This is a genomic window from Bacillus sp. FJAT-42376, from assembly GCF_003816055.1.
Taxonomy (GTDB): domain Bacteria; phylum Bacillota; class Bacilli; order Bacillales; family Bacillaceae; genus Metabacillus_B.
On sequence record NZ_CP033906.1, the window covers coordinates 4,182,618 to 4,201,457 of the forward strand.

General features: G+C 47.5%; 14 protein-coding genes. 12 read left to right on the top strand and 2 right to left on the bottom strand.

The window, feature by feature from the left end; genetic code table 11:
* Positions 1–856 precede the first annotated feature (856 nt).
* A complete protein-coding gene (locus CEF21_RS20890) occupies positions 857–2,653 on the top strand; it encodes a YecA family protein (RefSeq protein ID WP_123919759.1) in 1,797 nt (598 codons plus the stop codon).
* 15 nt (positions 2,654–2,668) lie between these two features.
* Here CEF21_RS20890 and CEF21_RS20895 read toward each other — a convergent pair whose 3' ends face one another.
* The gene (locus CEF21_RS20895; RefSeq protein ID WP_123919761.1) at positions 2,669–3,055 is read right to left on the bottom strand and encodes a ribosomal maturation YjgA family protein; all 387 of its coding nucleotides are present in this window, start codon (positions 3,053–3,055) and stop codon (positions 2,669–2,671) included.
* A 9-nt stretch (positions 3,056–3,064) separates the two neighbouring features.
* Entirely contained in the window at positions 3,065–3,766 is a 702-nt protein-coding gene (locus CEF21_RS20900; protein ID WP_123919763.1) for an MgtC/SapB family protein, read from the bottom strand.
* Positions 3,767–4,027: 261 nt separating this feature from the next.
* On the opposite strand from CEF21_RS20900, the gene CEF21_RS20905 reads away from it, so the two are divergent.
* The 11 genes from CEF21_RS20905 (at position 4,028) to CEF21_RS20955 (ending at position 18,805) form a co-directional block, all read left to right on the top strand.
* Complete coding sequence (locus tag CEF21_RS20905; RefSeq protein ID WP_123919765.1) at positions 4,028–5,236, top strand: ROK family transcriptional regulator; 1,209 nt, start codon at positions 4,028–4,030, stop codon at positions 5,234–5,236.
* Positions 5,237–5,251: 15 nt separating this feature from the next.
* Positions 5,252–7,750, top strand: a complete 2,499-nt coding sequence (locus tag CEF21_RS20910; protein ID WP_123919767.1) for an NEW3 domain-containing protein — start codon at positions 5,252–5,254, stop codon at positions 7,748–7,750.
* Positions 7,751–7,819: 69 nt separating this feature from the next.
* Positions 7,820–8,911 carry an extracellular solute-binding protein gene (locus CEF21_RS20915; RefSeq protein ID WP_123919769.1) on the top strand — a complete coding sequence of 364 codons (1,092 nt, stop codon included), beginning with the start codon at positions 7,820–7,822 and terminating at the stop codon, positions 8,909–8,911.
* A gap of 26 nt (positions 8,912–8,937) precedes the next feature.
* Entirely contained in the window at positions 8,938–10,050 is a 1,113-nt protein-coding gene (locus CEF21_RS20920; RefSeq protein WP_123919771.1) for an ABC transporter ATP-binding protein, read from the top strand.
* On the top strand, positions 10,047–11,732 hold the full coding sequence (locus CEF21_RS20925) for an ABC transporter permease (RefSeq protein ID WP_123919773.1): 1,686 nt from the start codon (positions 10,047–10,049) through the stop codon (positions 11,730–11,732). Before CEF21_RS20920 ends, CEF21_RS20925 begins: the two co-directional genes overlap by 4 nt.
* 22 nt (positions 11,733–11,754) lie before the next feature.
* A complete protein-coding gene (gene argH, locus CEF21_RS20930) occupies positions 11,755–13,260 on the top strand; it encodes an argininosuccinate lyase (protein WP_123919775.1) in 1,506 nt (501 codons plus the stop codon).
* 72 nt (positions 13,261–13,332) lie between these two features.
* Positions 13,333–14,118: an HAD family hydrolase gene (locus tag CEF21_RS20935; protein WP_123919777.1), complete on the top strand. Its 786-nt coding sequence runs from the start codon at positions 13,333–13,335 to the stop codon at positions 14,116–14,118.
* Between the two features lie 334 nt (positions 14,119–14,452).
* Positions 14,453–14,902, top strand: a complete 450-nt coding sequence (locus CEF21_RS20940; RefSeq protein ID WP_123919779.1) for a hypothetical protein — start codon at positions 14,453–14,455, stop codon at positions 14,900–14,902.
* Between the two features lie 531 nt (positions 14,903–15,433).
* Positions 15,434–16,564 carry a HesA/MoeB/ThiF family protein gene (locus tag CEF21_RS20945; RefSeq protein WP_123919781.1) on the top strand — a complete coding sequence of 377 codons (1,131 nt, stop codon included), beginning with the start codon at positions 15,434–15,436 and terminating at the stop codon, positions 16,562–16,564.
* On the top strand, positions 16,561–17,772 hold the full coding sequence (locus CEF21_RS20950; protein WP_123919783.1) for a PqqD family protein: 1,212 nt from the start codon (positions 16,561–16,563) through the stop codon (positions 17,770–17,772). Before CEF21_RS20945 ends, CEF21_RS20950 begins: the two co-directional genes overlap by 4 nt.
* Positions 17,773–17,920: 148 nt before the next feature.
* The gene (locus tag CEF21_RS20955; protein ID WP_123919785.1) at positions 17,921–18,805 is read left to right on the top strand and encodes a helix-turn-helix domain-containing protein; all 885 of its coding nucleotides are present in this window, start codon (positions 17,921–17,923) and stop codon (positions 18,803–18,805) included.
* Positions 18,806–18,840 lie beyond the last annotated feature (35 nt).

The following is an 18,840-nucleotide window of genomic DNA, read 5'->3' on the forward strand; positions in this document are numbered from 1 at the left end:
CGCTCTGCTAAAGCACTAAATCTCCGTCCCCGCTTTTACAATCTCCATATGTATCAAGACTTCGCACTTCTGGTGCTTGTTCCCCCGCTTCTTTAGTGGATAGAAGGTCAGTGCAATGCACTGTGCACTGACCCCCGCTCTGCTAAAGCACTAAATCTTCGTCCCCGCTTTTACAATCTCCATATGTATCAAGACTTCGCACTTCTGGTGCTTGTTCCCCCACTTCTTTAAAGCATAGAAGGTCAGTGCAATGCACTGACCCCCGCTCTGCTAAAGCACTAAATCTCCGTCACCCCTTTTACGATCTCCATACGTATCAAGACTTCGCACTTCTGATGCTTGTTCCCCCGCTTCTTTAAAGCATAGAAGGTCAGTGCAATGCACTGTGCACTGACCCCCGCTCTGCTAAAGCACTAAATCTCCGTCCCCGCTTTTACGATCTCCATATGTATCAAGACTTTGCAATTCTGATGCTTGTTCCCCCACTTCTTTAAAGCATAGAAGGTCAGAGCAATGCACTGACCCCCGCTCTGCTAAAGCACTAAATCTCCGTCCCCCCTTTTACGATCTCCATACGTATCAAGACTTCGCACTTCTGATGCTTGTTCCCCTGTTGCTTTAAAGGACAGAGGGGCAGTGCAGAAAAACTAACCTCATCGCAAGCTCTAGTGCAAAAAAAACAAACCTCATCACAAGCTCTAGTGCAGAAAAACAAACCTCATCACAAACTCTAGTGCAAAAAAAACAAACCTCATCACAAACTCAATCCAAATCACCCCCGCCCAGGTTGACCTCCATCCCGAAATGCGTTTTACTTAAGAGTATTGAAGAAATTTAAAAACAGATAGGTGAGAAGATGTCTATAAATCGAAATGCACCGTGCCCTTGCGGCAGCGGGAAAAAATATAAGAAGTGCTGTTTGTCGAAGGAGAATGTCGTTCAGCTGACGGAAGTGAAGCAGGAGCGGTTTATTCAGCAGAAGCAAGAGCTGATTTATATGATGAGTAAGTTTTTTCAAAAACAGTACAGCCGTGCAGATATGCATACGTATTTGATGGAATTCAGGAAGCGGACGGAGAATACGGTTCCCGGGCATATGGAGGATCCGTTCTTTGAGTTTTGGCTTTATTTCCTTCGGAAGCTTGAGAATGGCAAACGGGGTGTGGAGTGGTTTTATGAAGAGGCGAATGGCAGGCTGAATCGCGAGCAGCAGCATATGATTCAGACATGGATTTCCTCTAAGCCCCGCCTGCTTCAGGCCATTGATGCGTCTGAGCAATCCATTGTTTTTGAGGATCAGTTTACAGCTGAGACTTTCCAGGTGGTGCGGTCCAAGGAGAATTCCGGGGACTTTATTCCTTGGTATGGAACGCTTTCTATTTTAGAGCCGTTTGAAGATCAATATTTGTTCCATGGCTTACGGGCGTTTACGACTCCTCAAGGCTTAAGAGCGGCGGTTTCCAGAGCACAGGAACTGATGGCGGCAGAGAGTCTTTCCCACGGGGAGATTCTCCAGGATTATTTCCTTGAGCTGATGGCAGAAATTGTTCAAAAGGAACAGGGACATGCCGGCAGCCAGGAGAGTAAGACACTTGAGCAGGTCGAAGTGACGTATAATGTCCAGAATGAGAAGGCGCTGCTTGACTTCTTCCAACAGCATGATGAGTTTCTCATTGACCGCTGGGGTGAAGAGAAAATGGTGAGCTGGTCGGGAAATTGGAAAACGTTCAGGGATAGCGAAATGACGGGTTCGGCTCTAGTTGGGGATGTGTTCGGAACGATGGAAGTCGTTAATGGAATGTTAACTTTCTCCTGCATTGGCTCTGAGCATGCGGAAGGATTTAAATCGCTGATGAAAAAAACCGGAGTAGCGCTTTCGTATATGGATCAAACGTCCAAATCGATTACTCTTCCATTCAATGCGGAAATCAGCAATATGGTGTTCCTTCCTGAAGAGGCATCAGCTGAACGGTTCGGCCCTATTTCCCAAGCCTTTCTGAATATGGATGCGGATCAGAAAATTCCTGCTTATGATAACCTCTCTTTAAGAGAAATGGTTCAAAACGGCAGGAAAGCGGACGCCGAGCACTGGCTGAAAAATTATGAGCATAACTTTTCAAAACAAATCGAGGACGGCGATCTGACGCCGGATTTCAATACAATCCGCAGAGAACTTGGACTGCCGCTTTCTCCTTTTGTAACAGGAGGCGAATCCCGCACTTCCTCCCTTGAACCGGCTTCCGCGCCAAGAAGAGGCACGGAAATTAATCAGGAAGATATTCCATATTATGAGGAATTAGGTTTCCGGCCGGATACGGTGAACAACTTCTACGCTGAGGATCTCATGACTTTTTACAAAGAGAAATCGGCCGGCAAGTCTGCCAATACGGTAAGGAAATACCGCAACAATCTTCTTGATCTGCGCGATATTTTAGAACAAAAATCGCTTACACAGTGGAGCAGCTGCGACCAGACGTTCTGGAAACAGGTATTCGAGAAGGATCTTTTTGCCCTTTACACTTATACAAGCATGACCCAGCAAAAAGAGTTTGCCAGCACGATGAAAACACTGGCAAAATGGATTGATGACCGATATGATACATCGCTTTCACCGCTTGTTGCGGAAGCCATTGTGAAAACAGAATTTGTGTAAAAGGAAACCCTCTGCTTATCGGGCAGAGGGTCTTTTTGTATATTCCATTCCCGCACACACGGCAATTCCGAGAGCATAGGCCGCGAGATCGGTCCAAAGAAAACCGTATCCAAGGACAAGACCGCCGAGGCCTGTATTTCGGAGCTCATTGATCCATGATGCCTGATAGAGCTGGCTGCATTCGGTGAGCAGACAGTATCCGGCTGACAGAAACGCAATTACCATCGTTCTTCTTCTGCTGAAAACAAAGGCAAATCCAAGAAAAATCATTGCTGCCCAAAGTGCATCGCCAAGCCAGAAGTTGACGAAGCCCGGCAGGAAGACAGCGAGTTTCCTGGATAATAGGCCAAGTCCGATGACGGTAACAAGAAAAATGGCATAGAGCAGACGGTTTCGTTTCATCCTGCTTCTCTATTCCATATTTTCGACATCAGCTTGAAGGACGCCGGGCTGTTTTCTGATTTCATAGAAGATGGCCGTTGGACAATTCTCTGCTTCAGAAATGACGGAGCAATAAACAACAATCGATGCAGGCTCTTCCTTAATCCGGACCCGTTTTGTCCCGAGTCCCTTTTCTCTCAGGAATTGCAAAAGATTAGTCAGATCGGTGTTTTTTTCTGCATAAATCTTCACCTTGAATTCCTTTTGCTTTAAGCGCTTGATTCCAACCTTCCCAAGAGCGAGCGGGATAATCCGGACACCGAGGAAGATAAAGATGACACCGGCAAGTGCTTCAAAGTAAAAGCCTGCTCCGATGGAAATTCCGATGGCTGCCGAGGCAAAAACGAGGGCTGCGGTTGTTAATCCAGAAATCACTTCGTTGCTTCTCCGCAAAATAACTCCGGCTCCTAAAAAACCGATTCCGCTTAGTACATACGAAGGGATTCTTCCCGGGTCCATTGGCCGGGTATAGGCTTCAGCATAAAGAAAAGATGATTCATATGAGACAACGGTTAATAAACAGGCCGTAACGGATACGATGAGGCATGTTTTTAAACCGAGAGGCTTTCCTTTTAATTCCCGTTCCAGTCCAATGATAATTCCGGCAATTGCAGCACAGCTTAGCTTCAGCAGGACATCCAAATGAATGGACTCAACGATTGCTTCTTCCATTTTATGACCTCCTACTTGTTTCCTCTTTATTTTAGGATATCCTGCCGGTAATTTAAACGGGTAATCAGAAAACGGCTGGATATTTCGCCATCCGTAAGACTTTTTCCTTATTTTGTATATTTTGGTTGAATAATCTGAATTCACAGAATATAATTCGGGTAAGTTAGGAACCTTTACTAACCAACCTCAATGACCCTCTGAATAACGATGATGCTGCCCATTAACCTTAAAGGATAAAAAGCCCCATGAAGGAGACGAGAGATGAAGCCGATTCAGCTGGGCGGGATCGCCTACGTAAAGGAAAGGAATAAGCGATTGATCCTCCGGTGTGTGAAGGAAGAAGGTCCTGTTTCGAGGAGTGAGATTGCAGATCGTCTGCAAATCAGCAAGCCGACGGTCTCTGCTTTAGTGGAGGAGCTGCTGAGGGAAGGATGGGTTCAGGAAAGCGGGATCGGCCATTCCGGTTTACAGGGTGGACGCCGGCCGATTGAGCTTCTGTTTAATAACAGGGCTGCCTATGTCATTGGAGTGGATATCGGCGGGACGAAAGTAAGGACTGGAATTTGCGATTTGTCCGGCAAGGTTGTGGCCGTCGATGAGTTCCCGACCCAGACTCATCTTCTGTCGGGGATTTTAACCGCATTGGAGCTTTCAGCAGCCAAGCTCATGCGGGAACTCGGGCTAGTTCCAGAGAACATTCTCGGAATGGGGATCGGTGCGCCCGGGATGACCGATGTAAAGAGAGGGATTGTCCTCGATGCCCCAAGCCTCGGATGGAAGGATTACGAATTAAAGAAGCAGGCGGAAGCCATTTTTCCATGGCCTGTGGTGATTGATAATGATGTGAATGTAGCGGTGATTGGCGAGCAGTGGATTGGAGCGGCTAAAGGTCTCCGGAATGTAGTCCTGATTTCGATCGGCACAGGAATTGGCTGCGGGCTGATTATTCATGGCGAGCTCTATAGAGGATCGACTTGGGCTGCCGGTGAGATTGGCTATATGATTACGGATAAAACCAAAAGCCAAAGTGAGAACCTGCCTGCTTATCATAAGGGCTACGGATTTTTAGACCGGTATACGGGAGGCCCTTCCATCGTGCAGAAAATGGAGGCCGAATTAAAATCAAAGCCCGGTCACTTTCTCTCCTCTTCCCCGTTTACGGCTAAAGACGTTTTTCACGCTGCACAGCAGGGCGATGAAACGGCTCTGGGCGTTGTTCATGAGGTAGTTGATCATATCGGCTTTGCGATTGCCAATATGATTTCAATTATAAATCCGGAAGTCGTGCTTTTAGGAGGTGGAGTCTCAAAAAGCGCTGACTGGTTCATGCCGCGAATTAAGGAAATCATCACAGAATACGCATCCGTTTCTGCCCCGGTCAAACGGACAGCTTTTGCAGAAAACCTGGGGGTTGTAGGAGCGGTGTCTCTTGTATTAAGAGAAATTGAAAGCGCTTTAAAAGTGATGTAAAGGAGAGATTGGCTGATGAAACGATTGTTTGCTTCTGCTGTATCTGTCGTGATGGCCGCTTCACTCATTCTGCCCGCAAGTGCAAAGGAACAAGAATCCGACCCGGACCTCTGGAGTACACTGAAACCTCTTGGTACGATTGTCAGCTTTCTCAATACAGGAGCCCATCCGGATGATGAGCGAAGTGATCTGCTCGCCTACCTTTCAAGAGGAAAAGGCGTACGGACCGCAAGCCTCATTGCCAACAGAGGGGAGGGCGGGCAAAACGAAATCGGCGAAGAACTCGGAAATGCCCTTGGCATCATCCGGTCCAGAGAGCTCATTGAAGCATCGAAGGTAACCGGGGTGAAGGTGTACCATCTTAGCCGGAAGCCGAGTGATGAGATTTATGACTTCGGATTTTCCAAATCGAAGGAAGAGACCCTTTCCAACTGGGGAGAACAGACTGCCTATGAGCGAATGATCCGCCTGATCCGCACCTGGCGGCCTGACGTGGTCATGCCCTCTTTCCTCGATGTCGATACGGAGCATGGACATCACCGGACAATCAATTATCTGACCCTGAAGGCATTTGAGGATGCTGCTGATCCAGACATTTTTCCTGAACAGCTGAAAGAAGGGCTCGAACCGTGGTCCATTAAAAAGCTGTACCTCCCTGCGGATGCCAAGACCGCTACCACTTCGTTTGAAATTGGATTGATGGATGAGGTTTACGGAAAAACGTATCCTCAAATCGGCGAGCAATCGCGCTTCCTTCATAAGAGTCAGGGGATGGGCCGCGACCTTCCTGCAGAACCAAGATCCATCCACTTGAAGCTTACGAAATCCAGAACCGGACTGGCAGAAAAAGAAAGCACACTGTTTGACTCCATTCCTTACAATTTCACCGAATACGCCGATTCCCTTTCAAAAGAGCGGGCGCTTGCCGGCAAACTCGAAAAGCTTCAAGACCGTTTAGACGCTCTGATCGAACAGTATCCAAACCGTTCAGCGATTGCTGAGGAGGTATACCCAGCCCTCGATCAGGTACGATTGCTTGAAAAGCTGACAGACCGAAGCAAGCTTTCCAAAGAACAGAAAAGCGACCTTCTTTTCCGTCTGGATGTGAAGGAAAATCAGCTGATGGCTGTTGCGGCTGAAGCATCAGAAATAACCGTGAAAACAACGGTGAGCAATCCCGCGCTTGTACCCGGAGGATCTTCCCGCGTTCAAGTGAAGGTGACAAACAGCGGCAAGGAAACCATTAAAAACCTGAAAACCGCCCTCCGCGTTCCGCCGGAATGGAAGCGGACAGGAAGGACAGGAAAAACCAAACTGAATCCCGGTGAAACGGCCGTCTTCACTTACTCCATTACCGCATCAAGAAACTCATCCTACTACAATCCTTACGACCCATCCATTTTAAAAGCAGCCGTTTCCTTTCAAGTAAACGGAACCGATTCAGGCATTCTTTCAGAACCGGAAGAAACGGTTGCCGTACTGCCTGCCGTATCCATCAAAAGCGATCCGGACAGTCTTGTCATCAATACCGCAAAACCGAAATCATCTGTTGAAGTTAAAGTGACAGCCAGAAATCATACGGCCGGAAAAGAAAAGGCGGCGTTAAGCCTCGAGGTTCCGAGCGGGTGGAAGGTCACGAACAACGATCAGAAGGTCTCTTTTTCAAGAAAAAATGAAGAAAAAACCGCCGTCTTTACCGTACAGCTGCCGTCCGGCATAAAGGAAGGCAATTATGTATTGAAGCCTGCTGCAGAGGCGGACGGCCAAACCATCAGCACGACCGTTCAGGATATCGCTTATCCACACATCGGCACCTTTTATTCCTTATATGAAGCCGGAACGAAAGCGGCGGCTTTCCCGCTTGAATTTGATGCAGCGAAAAAAATCGGGTATGTGGAGAGCGGCTTTGACAATGTATCCGGCAAATTGAAAGCGGTCGGAATGAATATCACGAGCCTTGAAAAAGGACAGCTCGAGATGGCTGATTTAAGCCAGTATGACACCGTCGTCATCGGAATCCGCGCTTATCTCTCAAGAGAAGACCTTGTGAAAAACAATCCGAAGCTGCTGGACTTTGTGAAAAACGGCGGACACCTTGTCGTTCAATACCATAAGCCGGAGGACAAATGGAACCCGGACTCCTCCGCTCCATACAAGCTTGTCATCGGCAGTCCGTCGATCCGCTGGAGGGTCACGGATGAAAAAGCCAAAGTCACAATGCTTCAGCCGGAGCACCCGCTCTTCAATGAACCGAACAAAATTACAGACCGGGATTGGGAAAACTGGATTCAGGAGCGCGGTCTTTACTACCCAAGCAGCTGGGCAAGCGAATTTAAGCCATTTGTCCGCATGGCCGACCCAAATGAAGCCCCATTCGACGGAGGGATTTTAATGGCGGACTACGGGAAAGGCAGCTATCTGTATACAAACCTTGTCTGGTACCGCCAAATTCAAAGCAATGTTCCGGGAGGCTACCGGATCTTCACCAACCTGATCGATTATTCAAGAAAGTAAGAGATAAAAAGGTTCGGGGGGATTCCGTCCCCTCTTCCCTTCACTTTAACGGATGAGGAGTTGACCCATATGGGCAGAAAAAAGGCGTGGACGTATACAGCAGGTGCAGCCATGAGTTTATCCTTGATACTGAGCGGCTGTATGGCCGGGGGACAGTCGGCAAAAACAAACGGCGAAAAAAAGCCGGCCAATGATTTGGAAGAAAAAGTGGTGATCTATTCCCCGCACGGCAAGGACATCCTTCAGGAATTTGAAGAAAAATTTGAAGCCGAGAATCCGAATGTGGATGTCGAATGGCTTGATATCGGTTCGCAGGAAGTACTGGACCGGGTTCGTTCCGAAAAGAAAAATCCGCAGGCAGATGTGTGGTGGGGCGCTCCTTCTGTTATGTTCAGCCAGGCGAAGGCCGAGGATCTTCTCGAACCGTATGAGCCAAAGTACGCGGATGCACTTGGAGAAGAATTCCATGATCAAGACTGGGCCTGGAGCGGAACAAGCCAGACTCCCGAAGTCATTATGTACAACACGAAAAAATTGAAAAAAGAGGACGCTCCAAAGGATTGGGATGAGCTGCTTGATCCAAAATGGAAGGATCAGATTATTATCCGCTATCCGCTTGCTTCCGGGACGATGCGGACGATTTTTTCCGCGATGATCTACCGCGATTATACAGAAGCAAAGGATCCGAAAGCCGGGTATGAATGGCTTCAGAAGCTGGATGCGAACACGAAGGAATATGCAGCGAATCCTGAAATCATGTACAGCAAAGTAGCCAAAGGAGAAGGAAATCTATCCGTATGGGCCATGCCGGACGTTGTCATGCTGAAGGAAGAGAAAAACTATCCGTTTGACTTTATTATTCCGGAAAGCGGAACACCGGTTTTAACAGAAGGGATAGCGGTTGTGAAAAACGCCAAGCATCCAAAAGCAGCGAAGGCTTTCTATGAATTCGTCAACTCGAAGGAAGCAAACAAAGCGCTAGCTGAAAAGCACTACCGGATTCCGACAAGAACCGATATCGAGGATTTGCCGGCATGGATTGAAGAGACGAAGATCAAGCCGATGGAGATCGACTGGAAAGTATTCGAGGAAAAATCCGACGAATGGATGGAATACTGGGACAACAACATTAAGAGCAAGGAAAAAGAGCAAAAAGAGTAAGGCTCACAGAATAGGGGGAGCAGCATATGTCATCCGTTACGCTTAAGCAGATCACAAAATCCTTTAAAGACTTTCATGCAGTCAAAAGCTTAAATCTCGAGATCCAAAAGGGGGAATTTTTCACCTTCCTTGGTCCAAGCGGCTGCGGCAAAACGACGACACTCCGGATGATCGCCGGTTTTTATTATCCGACGACCGGTACCGTTTTCTTCGGAGACCGGGATATGACGAAGGTGACGCCGGAGAAGCGCAATACGGGAATGGTTTTTCAAAACTACGCGCTGTTCCCGCATATGACCGTTTTCGAAAACGTCGCTTTCGGCCTGAAGGTACGGAAGCTTTCCAAAAGCGAGATTAAGAGAAAAGTAGAAGACGCACTGGCGAAGGTCCGCCTGGAAGCTTTCATCAGCCGACAGGTCAGTCAGCTGAGCGGAGGACAGCAGCAGCGGGTGGCTCTTGCCCGCTCCCTTGTTATTGAACCGGAAATTCTTCTTCTCGACGAGCCGCTAAGCAACCTCGATGCACGTCTTCGGGATGAAATGAGGACAGAAATTCTCCGGCTGCAGCGTGACTACAGCATAACCACCATTTATGTGACCCACGATCAGGTTGAGGCTCTAACGATGAGTGACCGGATTGCCGTCTTCAATTTCGGAGAGTGCCAGCAGGTCGGAACGCCAAAGGAAATCTATAACCATCCGGCTAATGATTTTGTCGCGTCCTTCATTGGCGAGACGAATCTTATCCCGGTTGAATATCAAGAATCACAGGCCGGCGTCCTTCAATTTGTATGGGAGGAAAACAGGGAGCAGCAGCTTTTTGCCGATTCTTCTCCGGGGCTTAAAGAAACGGAGCCGCTATCCGTTTCCATCCGTCCCGAAGCGGTTGAAGTACTTGATGAACCTCCGCTGAACAGACGGAATGCCTACAAGGGAAAAGTAGAGATGGCCCAGTTTACAGGCGCTTCTCTTAATCTGTTTATTTCACTCGGCGGGCGGGTCATTCAGGCCGTTCTGCTGAACAATCTGGCACGAAGAGAGCCGCAGGAAGGCGATACGGTCTGGGTAAGGTTCCCTGAACAGCACTTGCGCATCGTGCCCCGCGTTCTAAAGTCTTCAGCCGGGAGCAAAATCTCATGAAAAACCGGGAACTGCGGTTCACTTTTATTCTGTTGATTCCTGTCGCACTCGTCTTGTTTGCCTATGTGCTTTACCCGTCGATCCGGACTTTGATCGAGAGCTTCTATTATAAAGGCGCGCCCGGTTTAAAAAACTATGCCGCCTTTTTCAACCCGGAAAGTCTGTCGAATTTAAAGGCATTATGGAACTCCGTCTATATCTCGCTGCTCAGCGTGCTGCTCTCTGCCTTAATCGGTGTGCCTCTTGCCTTTATTTTTAACAAGTATGACTTTCCCGGCCGGAGCTTTTTCGCAAGTGCCGCCATCCTGCCGATTGTCCTCCCTTCTCTTGTGGGGGTGATGGCCTTTATGTTTCTATACGGAGAATCCGGCCTTGTTCCGAATGCCATCAAGGATGTATTTGGGCTAAAGGAGCTACCTTTCAGCATCGGCGGGGTGTCAGGCATTCTCATTGTTCACGCCTATACCATGTATGTGTACTTTTATATGGCTGTATCCAGTACCATCCGAGGAATTGATCCGTCTCTTGAAGAGGCGGCGTACAATCTGGGAGCGAACCGCTTTACCGTCTTTACACAGGTAACCCTCCCTTTGCTTACACCGGCCATCGTCGGAGCTTCTCTGCTTGTGTTCATGACATCGATGGCGTCCTTCAGCGCGCCCTTTCTGCTTGCCGGGGGATTCCGTGTACTGAGTCTGCAAATCTACTTTTCAAAGGTAAACGGCAATCTGCAGATGGCGGCTACCCAGGCTGTCATCCTGTCCATAGTTTCCATCTCCTTTCTTTTGTTTATGAGGTGGTACCAGAATCGCCGCGATTACCGGATGGCATCTAAAGGAATCGGCGTCCACAGAAGTGAAATCAAAAATCCGCTGCTGAAGTGGACCATGGTCGCGGCCGGCGTACTCGGCGTGATCGCGCTGCTCCTGCCGCATGCCACCATCCTTGTTCTCTCGCTTGTGCCAGACGGAACATGGACGTTCCAGACGTATCCATCGGTCTTTAATGTTGAAAACTATCTGTTCCTGTTCACCGAACCGAAAATATGGGATCCGGTGCGGAACAGTTTACTATTGGCCTTTGCCGCAACGGCCGGAAATCTTGTATTCGGGGTGCTCACCTCTTACGTTCTCGTGAAACGGAAATTCATCGGGAAAAACCTGCTCGATATTATGGTTATGCTTCCTTGGGCTCTCCCGGCGACCGTTGTCGGGATGAACTTGATTCTTGCTTTTAATGAGCCTAGTGTTTTTACCTTTGGGAACATTTTAGTCGGAACGTTCTGGATTTTGCCGCTCGCTTATTTCACCCGGCATATTCCGCTCGTCGTAAGGTCCACGAACGCGGCACTCGAGCAGCTCGATGATTCTCTAGAGGAAGCAGCCCGAAATCTTGGCGCCAAATGGTTCTACTTATTCCGGCGGGTCATTCTGCCGCTTGTTATGCCGGGAATCCTGAGCGGAACGCTGCTCGCATTCGTGCAGGCCGTTGGGGAATTTCCGACCTCTGTCCTTCTGTACACGATCAGCAACCGGCCGATTTCCATTGAAATTATGAACCAGCTCCGTATGTTCAACCTCGGGCAGGCAGCTGCCTACGGCATGATTCAAATCACCTTGATCGGGCTTGTGCTTTTCATCTCCAATAAATTCTTTGGCGTGAAGGCGGAACGGTCTCTTTAATCTCAAAGGAGGAAAAAAAGCAGTGAAATCCAAAGAAGAGTTCATTCTTTCAGAAGGAAGCCATTTTCCCGGCAAAACATACGAGGAGCACCTGCTGAGACACGTGTTCAATGATCAAAGAGACTACCTCTTCAATGAAATGTTTGCGATTCACCGGGCGCATGTTGTCATGCTTGCGGATCAGGATATTCTGAGCCGAAAGGAAGCCGGGCAGATCCTTGCCGGGATTGAAAAGGTCCGGCAAATTGATTACCGGAAATTGAATTATGATCCGCTGTTTGAGGATTTATTCTTTATGATGGAGAGCAGGCTGAGCGAGGAAATCGGGGCGGACCTCGCCGGGAAAGTCCATATCGGTCGAAGCCGGAATGACATGGGGGTAGCGATGTACCGGCTTGTTCTGAGGAAGCATCTTCTCACCCTCCTCCAAAGCGCCCTCCTTCTCGGGGACGGCCTGCTGGAACAGGCAAAGGAGCACGCTGAAACGGTCATGACGGCCTACACGCATACACAGCCGGCCCAGCCGACCACGCTCGGTCATTATCTGCTCGCGATCTACGACGTCCTTATGAGAGATATAGACCGCCTTTGGCAGGCATACAAGGGAGTGAACCGTTCTCCTCTCGGAGCTGCCGCCCTCTCCACCACTAGCTTTCCGATCAGCCGCAGCCGGGTCGCCTCTCTCCTCGGATTTGAAGGACTTGTGGAAAATTCTTATGACGCTATAGCCGGGGCCGATTATTTAATTGAAACGGCAACCGCGGTTCTGACGCTCATGACGAATTCCGGACGATGGATTCAAGATTTGCTTCTTCAGGCAACACGGGAATTCGGTGTTATCCGGGTCGCGGATCCATACGTCCAAATCAGCAGCATCATGCCGCAAAAACGAAATCCCGTCTCCATCGAGCACTCCCGCTCCCTCGCAAGCTCAGCGGCAGGAGAAGCCATGTCGGTCATTCAAATGATCCATAACACGCCGTTCGGTGACATTGTCGACACCGAAGACGATCTTCAGCCGCACCTGTACCGAAGCTATGAAAAAGCATCTCGTGTCATGCAGCTCATGCATGCAGTCATCCGGACGATGGAAGTTGATACCGACCGGGTCGGGAAACGCGCCATGCAATCGTGCATCACGATCACCGAATTATCCGATGTTCTGGCCCGGGACAAAGGGGTGCCATTCCGTAAAGCCCATCAAATTGCGAGCTTAATCGCCCGGGAATGCACCGACGCCAAAAAAGAACTGCAGGATCTGCCGCTTCAAAAGGTGAATGAATGGATTCAGAGCATCACGCAAGCTTCCCTTTCCCAGGAAGAATGGGACGGAATCGTTAGCCCCATGGAATTTGTGAAAAGAAGAAAAATTAAAGGAGGGCCAAATCCCGCGGAAGTGGAGCGGATGATCACGGAGCGGGAAAAGACGCATCTGCACCATCAGGCCGGGCTGAACACCGCACGTTCAGCTGCAGGGGATGCGGAAATGCGGCTGAACGGGGCTGTGAAACAAATCATTCAGGGATGAGCCCGTCTCATCCCTTTTCTTTTTGGCCCGATACTTGGTATGCTTAGCAAAACAACCGCTGGAGGAATCAGGATGAGCCCATACAAAGCACTGTTCCTGGATATAGACGGAACGATCGTAAAACCGGACGATACAATCGATGAATCAACGAAAACCGCCATAACCGAAGTTCAAAAGAAAGGGCTGACTGTCGTCCTTGCAACCGGCCGGCCCCTTCATGAAATCTCGCCTATCGCGGAGGAACTGCAGGTCACCTCGTTTATCGGCTACAACGGAGCATACGCGATCCATAATGGCGAAGATGTCTTTAAATGGACAATGACCCGGGAAGACGTTCAGTATTTTATCATAACGGCTCAAAATAAAGGCCATGAGCTCGTCCTCTACACACACGATAAGAACCTCTTCACCTCACCCGATTCACCGAGAACAAAGCAGTTCATGGACAAATTGCACTTAACCAAAAACGAAACATGGTCAGACGCGGTTCTGGATGAGATTCTAGGCATAACCGTCCTTACAGACAGCCCGAATGGCTCCATCCACTACCAAACCGGCCGCATTCATCTGTCACAGGTCAATGTAGAAGAGCTGTACCACTGCTTTGACGTCATTCGGGAGGATGTCAACAAAGGCGTAGGCGTTACCCATTTCCTCCGGCAATTAAATCTGCCGGCAAAGACCGCGATTGCCTTCGGCGACGGGATGAACGACAAGGAGATGCTCTCTTCTGTAGGCGAAGGATTTGCGATGGGAAACGCCCATCCGGATTTGTTTGCTTATGCGAAGCATCGGACGGCGGAAGTGACGGAGTCGGGGGTTTATGAGGGATTGAGGTATTTGGGGTTGGTGGATTAGCTTTTTTTGTGTTTTAGGATGGACAATATTTTAAGGAAGCTTCTCCTTTAATTAGAGTATATGAATTACGAAAAAACTTTGAATGGCCTATAGCCAAATGCAGAAGCATCAAAAGAAAGTAGTTCCTAATGAAACTTACTCTTACTAAAAGACTTCCTTGTGCACAACAATTATCTAAAAGAAGCTTAACTTTATTAACATCTAAAGGAAAATACTCGAGGGTATAGACCGAATCATATATGTTTTCTATATGATTGAATAGGGTAGATACTGAATTAGAATTATGTATTTATTTTCCAAACTTAATTGAATTAATTTTTATGGAGGGAAAAGAATGAAGATTAAAAATGCGTTAGTTGCAACCGGATTATCATTAGGTCTGTTAGGCTCCACTTATGCTGTAACTGAAGTTATTTCCCCAAACGTAGCACAAGCAAAGTCTGTAAAAACGATTGCTGTGAATACAGTCCAGATTAATACAAAAGGAATTGAAAATTTTTACTCCAGAACATTTACCGTACGAAAAGGGATGTGGCTGTATGTAGATTCTTCTAAAATGCAGGGATATCCTGATGTATATATTTATCAACAAAATAAGTATTCAGATAAGCTGGTATGGAAAAAAACAATACCGGATGGTAATGCCAGCGGTATGTATGCTCAATTTGGGAAATTAAAACAAAGAGTTTATGTCAAACCCGGTAATTATTATATGGGATTAAAAAATTCGATGAAAGGGACCAGAGCTCAAGCAACTGTGAAGCTTAAGTTACAGTCTTATTAAGAAAACAAACTTAAATTTAGATCCTTCTAAATACGTGAGATCCTATAAAACACCTTCGAAATGGTTAAAGCATTACCTCTAATTTCGGGGTGTTTTTGTGTGCCTGAAACCTATATACAAGAGCTTTAACAGGTTTAATAACTCATCACCATCGCTAGTTATAAGATAATTGGATGCTACAATAAATATTCCTAAAGTTATATTTTCCTCTAAAAACGACAGATTTCCCCCGTTCTCTGCCTGTTTTTTAGGTAAAACGACCATTTTCAAAATAATCAATATATTCAAACAAATGATAGGATAAAAGGTGTAAGAAGCATACTCAGGCAAAGGAGGGACTACATATGAAAATCGTTGTTCGTAAATCCGAGAAGTTAGCTCCTACTCAGTACAGACCGCCTCATACTTCTTGATTCAATTAAAAAATGAACAAAAAGATAGACCATTCTATTCATTAGAAATGGTCTATTCTTACTTCGATAAACATGACCAGCGGCCTTTGCCGCTTATACATAGAGGGAGGTAATCAAAATGAACCCTGTTATAAAGAAAACGCTGCTGCCGATTATTCAGAAGGAAGGCTGTATCGAGATTACGCTCAATTATATAGCAACCGATATTGAGGATCCGGATGGCGGAATCTATCAGCTATGCGGGCTGCTGGACGGAAAGCATTCTATCGCTGACATATCAGCGGAGCTTTCCCTGTCGAAAGAGGAAGTAATGGATGCGGTTCAAGCGTTAGACAGTCTCGGATTTGTAGAATATGAGTACGAGCCGCCCGATTATACAGTGACAGAGCTCGAGCGCTACCGCTCAAATTTTAACTATTTTTCCGGTTTCTCCAATCTGGATGTAAGCAAATATGATATTCAGGATCGCCTTAGAAACAAAAAGGCTGTGGTGCTCGGCTTAGGAGGAGGAAGCCTTGCCGCATCTTTCCTCGCAGGGATGGGTATTGGGGAAATTGCCGGAGTGGACTTTGATATCGTGGAGCGCTCCAATTTGAATAGGCAGTGCCTGTATAATGAAGAAGATATCGGACGTTTAAAAACAGACGCTGCCCGGGAAAAAGTACTGAAAATCAACCCCGACATCAGGATGACGGTCCATAATCTTGAGGTTGGCTCGTACATGGATCTGCTCCCTATTCTTGAAGGAGCGGACGTGGTAATTAATATGATTGACCAGCCGGCAATCAGCTCATTGCGTTGGGTCAGCGCTGCGTGTGTCAAGCTGAATATTCCTTATTATACCGGCGGCGTGAATCACCAAATTGTCCAGCTTGACCGGGTCATACCAGCGAACGGTGACCCATGCTACGATTGTATGCTGATTCATACGATGTCACGGCATAAAGATTCCGTTTACCGCCTGAAGGAAAGCTATGGGCAAACCTTTTCCAACGTGAATACTGGTTTCGGTCCGAATGTATCGCTGTTAACCGGATTGATGATCACAGACGCAGCGAAGCTTTTGACGGGAATTTCCCCTGTATCTAAGCCAATGCTGACAATGGATCTCGCGAGTTTGACCATTGAGCAAAGTGAGTTCGGAACAGAAAGACTTGCCTGCTGTCCGACGTGTTCAGGCTCATTTGAACAGCTGGCTTCGTTTGAGGAGCTTCAAAAGCTTGCTGAAGGGGAGCTGGCAGAAGCATGAGCCATACACTTACTCTTCAATCCGTTGTCGACTGTTCCCATCTTTCCATCCAGCCTGAAGGCGATGAATTTTCCATTGGCGATTCATCGATCGGAGAATTTCTGCGTGTTCCTGAAGTTGCCGTTGATGTTGTAAGGCTATTGGACGGAAAAAACACATTGCTGCAGGTGAAAACGAAAATTGACCGCAAGTACGGAGAAGATGTGGATGTCCTTGATTTTGTGGAGATGCTGAAAGAATGCGATTTGATTTATAAAATCGATTCAGAGGTGCTGAACGATTCTTTTCAAAAAGAAGTAAATCCTGTTCTTTTTACTTTAGGCCGCATTTTTTTCAGCAGGGCCGCCAATCTTTTGTATGTGGTGTCTTTTGCCGCTCTTATTCTTTTACTCATTCTTCACCCTGCTCTCATCCCTACATTCCGGGATATGTTTGTCTTTGAGCCGGTGGGATTGAGCGGATTGATTTTCCTTGTAGTGGGATGGGGGCTCACATTGATTCACGAATTCGCCCATCTGCTTGCGGCCTCCAAAGAAAAAGTCCATTCGAAAATAAGGCTCAACTTACGAATGATCTTTCTTGTTGCCGAAACTGATATGACCGGGCTTTGGGGAAAGCCCAAAAAGAACCGCTACGTTCCATTCCTGGCAGGGATGGCCTGGAACACCGTCATCGCGCTCGGATGCTTTGCCGTCCAGCTGGTCTCAGCTTCAGAACTGGCGGTTGCTTTTGCAAGAATGATAGCCCTGATTACCCTATATGGATTTGTCTGGCAGTTCATCATTTTTCTCCGAACCGATGTTTACTATGTCATCTCAAATTGGAAAAACACATCCGCCATGCATGAACACAGTCTTCTGTTTTTGAGAAAAACGGTTCTGCGGAAAGACGCGGCAGAGTGGGAGGCCCTCCCTCTTCATGAAAAGAAGAATGCACAATGGTTTGGTATTCTGTATATCATTGGGGGCTTCATATCTGTAAGCTTAACCCTTTATCTCCAGGTTCCGGCCATTTGGTACACCATTTCCTATGCCGTCCGCTCGCTAAGCACCTACACCTACAGCTCCTACTATTTCTGGGACAGCTTGATGGTTGTTACCGTCGGTGTTATTGAACTGGCCATCTGGCTGATTGGGTTAAAAAATGCACGGAAAGACCGGATTGCGCGCCGAAACAATCCTCCCAATCAGGAACAGGAAGCTGTATAAAGACCATTTTCAACCGAAATAAAGCAAGAGATCCTCTTGCTTTATTTTTCTATTGGCAACTGATTTGTATTCCCATTCTCAAAACATACCGTTCATCTCCCTTTAGCCGCACCTCTTCTGTTATGTTAAGAAAAGAAAGGACGACTGCATGGACTTTTCAAAAATCGGAAAGGAAATCTATTTCTTAAGAAAGACAATCGGCATGTCTCAAAAAGAGCTTGCGGCCGGAATCTGTTCGCAGGCTCAAATCAGCAAGATTGAGAGAGGGGATGTCTATCCGTATGCCCCCACGTTATATTTAATCGGCCAAAGGCTGGGAGTGGATATCAACTACTTCTTCCATGTCGCCCTTACTTCCAACTATCATTATGTAAAGGAAGCCGAATCACACTTCACCACCCTCAGAAGGGAAGAAAAATACGAAGAGATCCTGAATTTTGCAGAAGCTGAAAAGAAAAATCCTCTCTATCGAACAAGCCGCTCCTACCAGCAGCTGATTATGTGGCACGAAGCCATCGGTCTCTTTAATCTCACCGGCAAACAAAGAGAAACGCTGGCGATGCTTGATGATGCCATCTCCCTTACAAGCTCCACCAGCAAGATCATGACCGAACGCGAAATGGAGATTTTCAACACGAAATGCGTGTTTCTCCTGGATATGCAGGACTACGAAAGCCTGCTTCAGCATCATCAAACCATCCTTCAGCACCTCGAACGTGCACCAAGTCTGTCTGACAAAACCCTGAAAACAAGGATTTATTTTAACTGTGCCAAGGCCCGGTCAAAACTCGGCCACCATAAAGACTCCATTCAGTTATGCCAAAAAGGAATCCAGTGGTGCTTCAGTGCCGACTCCCTTTATCTCCTGCCGGAACTTCATTATTGGATGGGACGAAACTATGAAGCTTTACAAGATTCGGTAAAAGCCATTCAATATTTGAAGAAAGCCGGGTATTATTTTAAGCTGCTGGACAGAGTGCCCTGTCAGAGGATGGTGGAGGAGGATTTGGAGAGGCTTGAGGGTTCATGCTGAGGTCCTTTCATTCCCGAATGAGAGGCTGTCCAGAA

Coding starts and splice junctions, on each gene's coding strand:
- CEF21_RS20890 (WP_123919759.1), top strand. CDS start 857: ATGTCTATAAATCGAAATGCACCGTGCCCTTGCGGCAGCGGGAAAAAA.
- CEF21_RS20950 (WP_123919783.1), top strand. CDS start 16,561: ATGAGCCATACACTTACTCTTCAATCCGTTGTCGACTGTTCCCATCTT.
- CEF21_RS20895 (WP_123919761.1), bottom strand. CDS start 3,055: ATGAAACGAAACCGTCTGCTCTATGCCATTTTTCTTGTTACCGTCATC.
- CEF21_RS20925 (WP_123919773.1), top strand. CDS start 10,047: ATGAAAAACCGGGAACTGCGGTTCACTTTTATTCTGTTGATTCCTGTC.
- CEF21_RS20955 (WP_123919785.1), top strand. CDS start 17,921: ATGGACTTTTCAAAAATCGGAAAGGAAATCTATTTCTTAAGAAAGACA.
- CEF21_RS20935 (WP_123919777.1), top strand. CDS start 13,333: ATGAGCCCATACAAAGCACTGTTCCTGGATATAGACGGAACGATCGTA.
- CEF21_RS20945 (WP_123919781.1), top strand. CDS start 15,434: ATGAACCCTGTTATAAAGAAAACGCTGCTGCCGATTATTCAGAAGGAA.
- CEF21_RS20900 (WP_123919763.1), bottom strand. CDS start 3,766: ATGGAAGAAGCAATCGTTGAGTCCATTCATTTGGATGTCCTGCTGAAG.
- CEF21_RS20920 (WP_123919771.1), top strand. CDS start 8,938: ATGTCATCCGTTACGCTTAAGCAGATCACAAAATCCTTTAAAGACTTT.
- CEF21_RS20905 (WP_123919765.1), top strand. CDS start 4,028: ATGAAGCCGATTCAGCTGGGCGGGATCGCCTACGTAAAGGAAAGGAAT.
- CEF21_RS20910 (WP_123919767.1), top strand. CDS start 5,252: ATGAAACGATTGTTTGCTTCTGCTGTATCTGTCGTGATGGCCGCTTCA.
- CEF21_RS20915 (WP_123919769.1), top strand. CDS start 7,820: ATGGGCAGAAAAAAGGCGTGGACGTATACAGCAGGTGCAGCCATGAGT.
- CEF21_RS20940 (WP_123919779.1), top strand. CDS start 14,453: ATGAAGATTAAAAATGCGTTAGTTGCAACCGGATTATCATTAGGTCTG.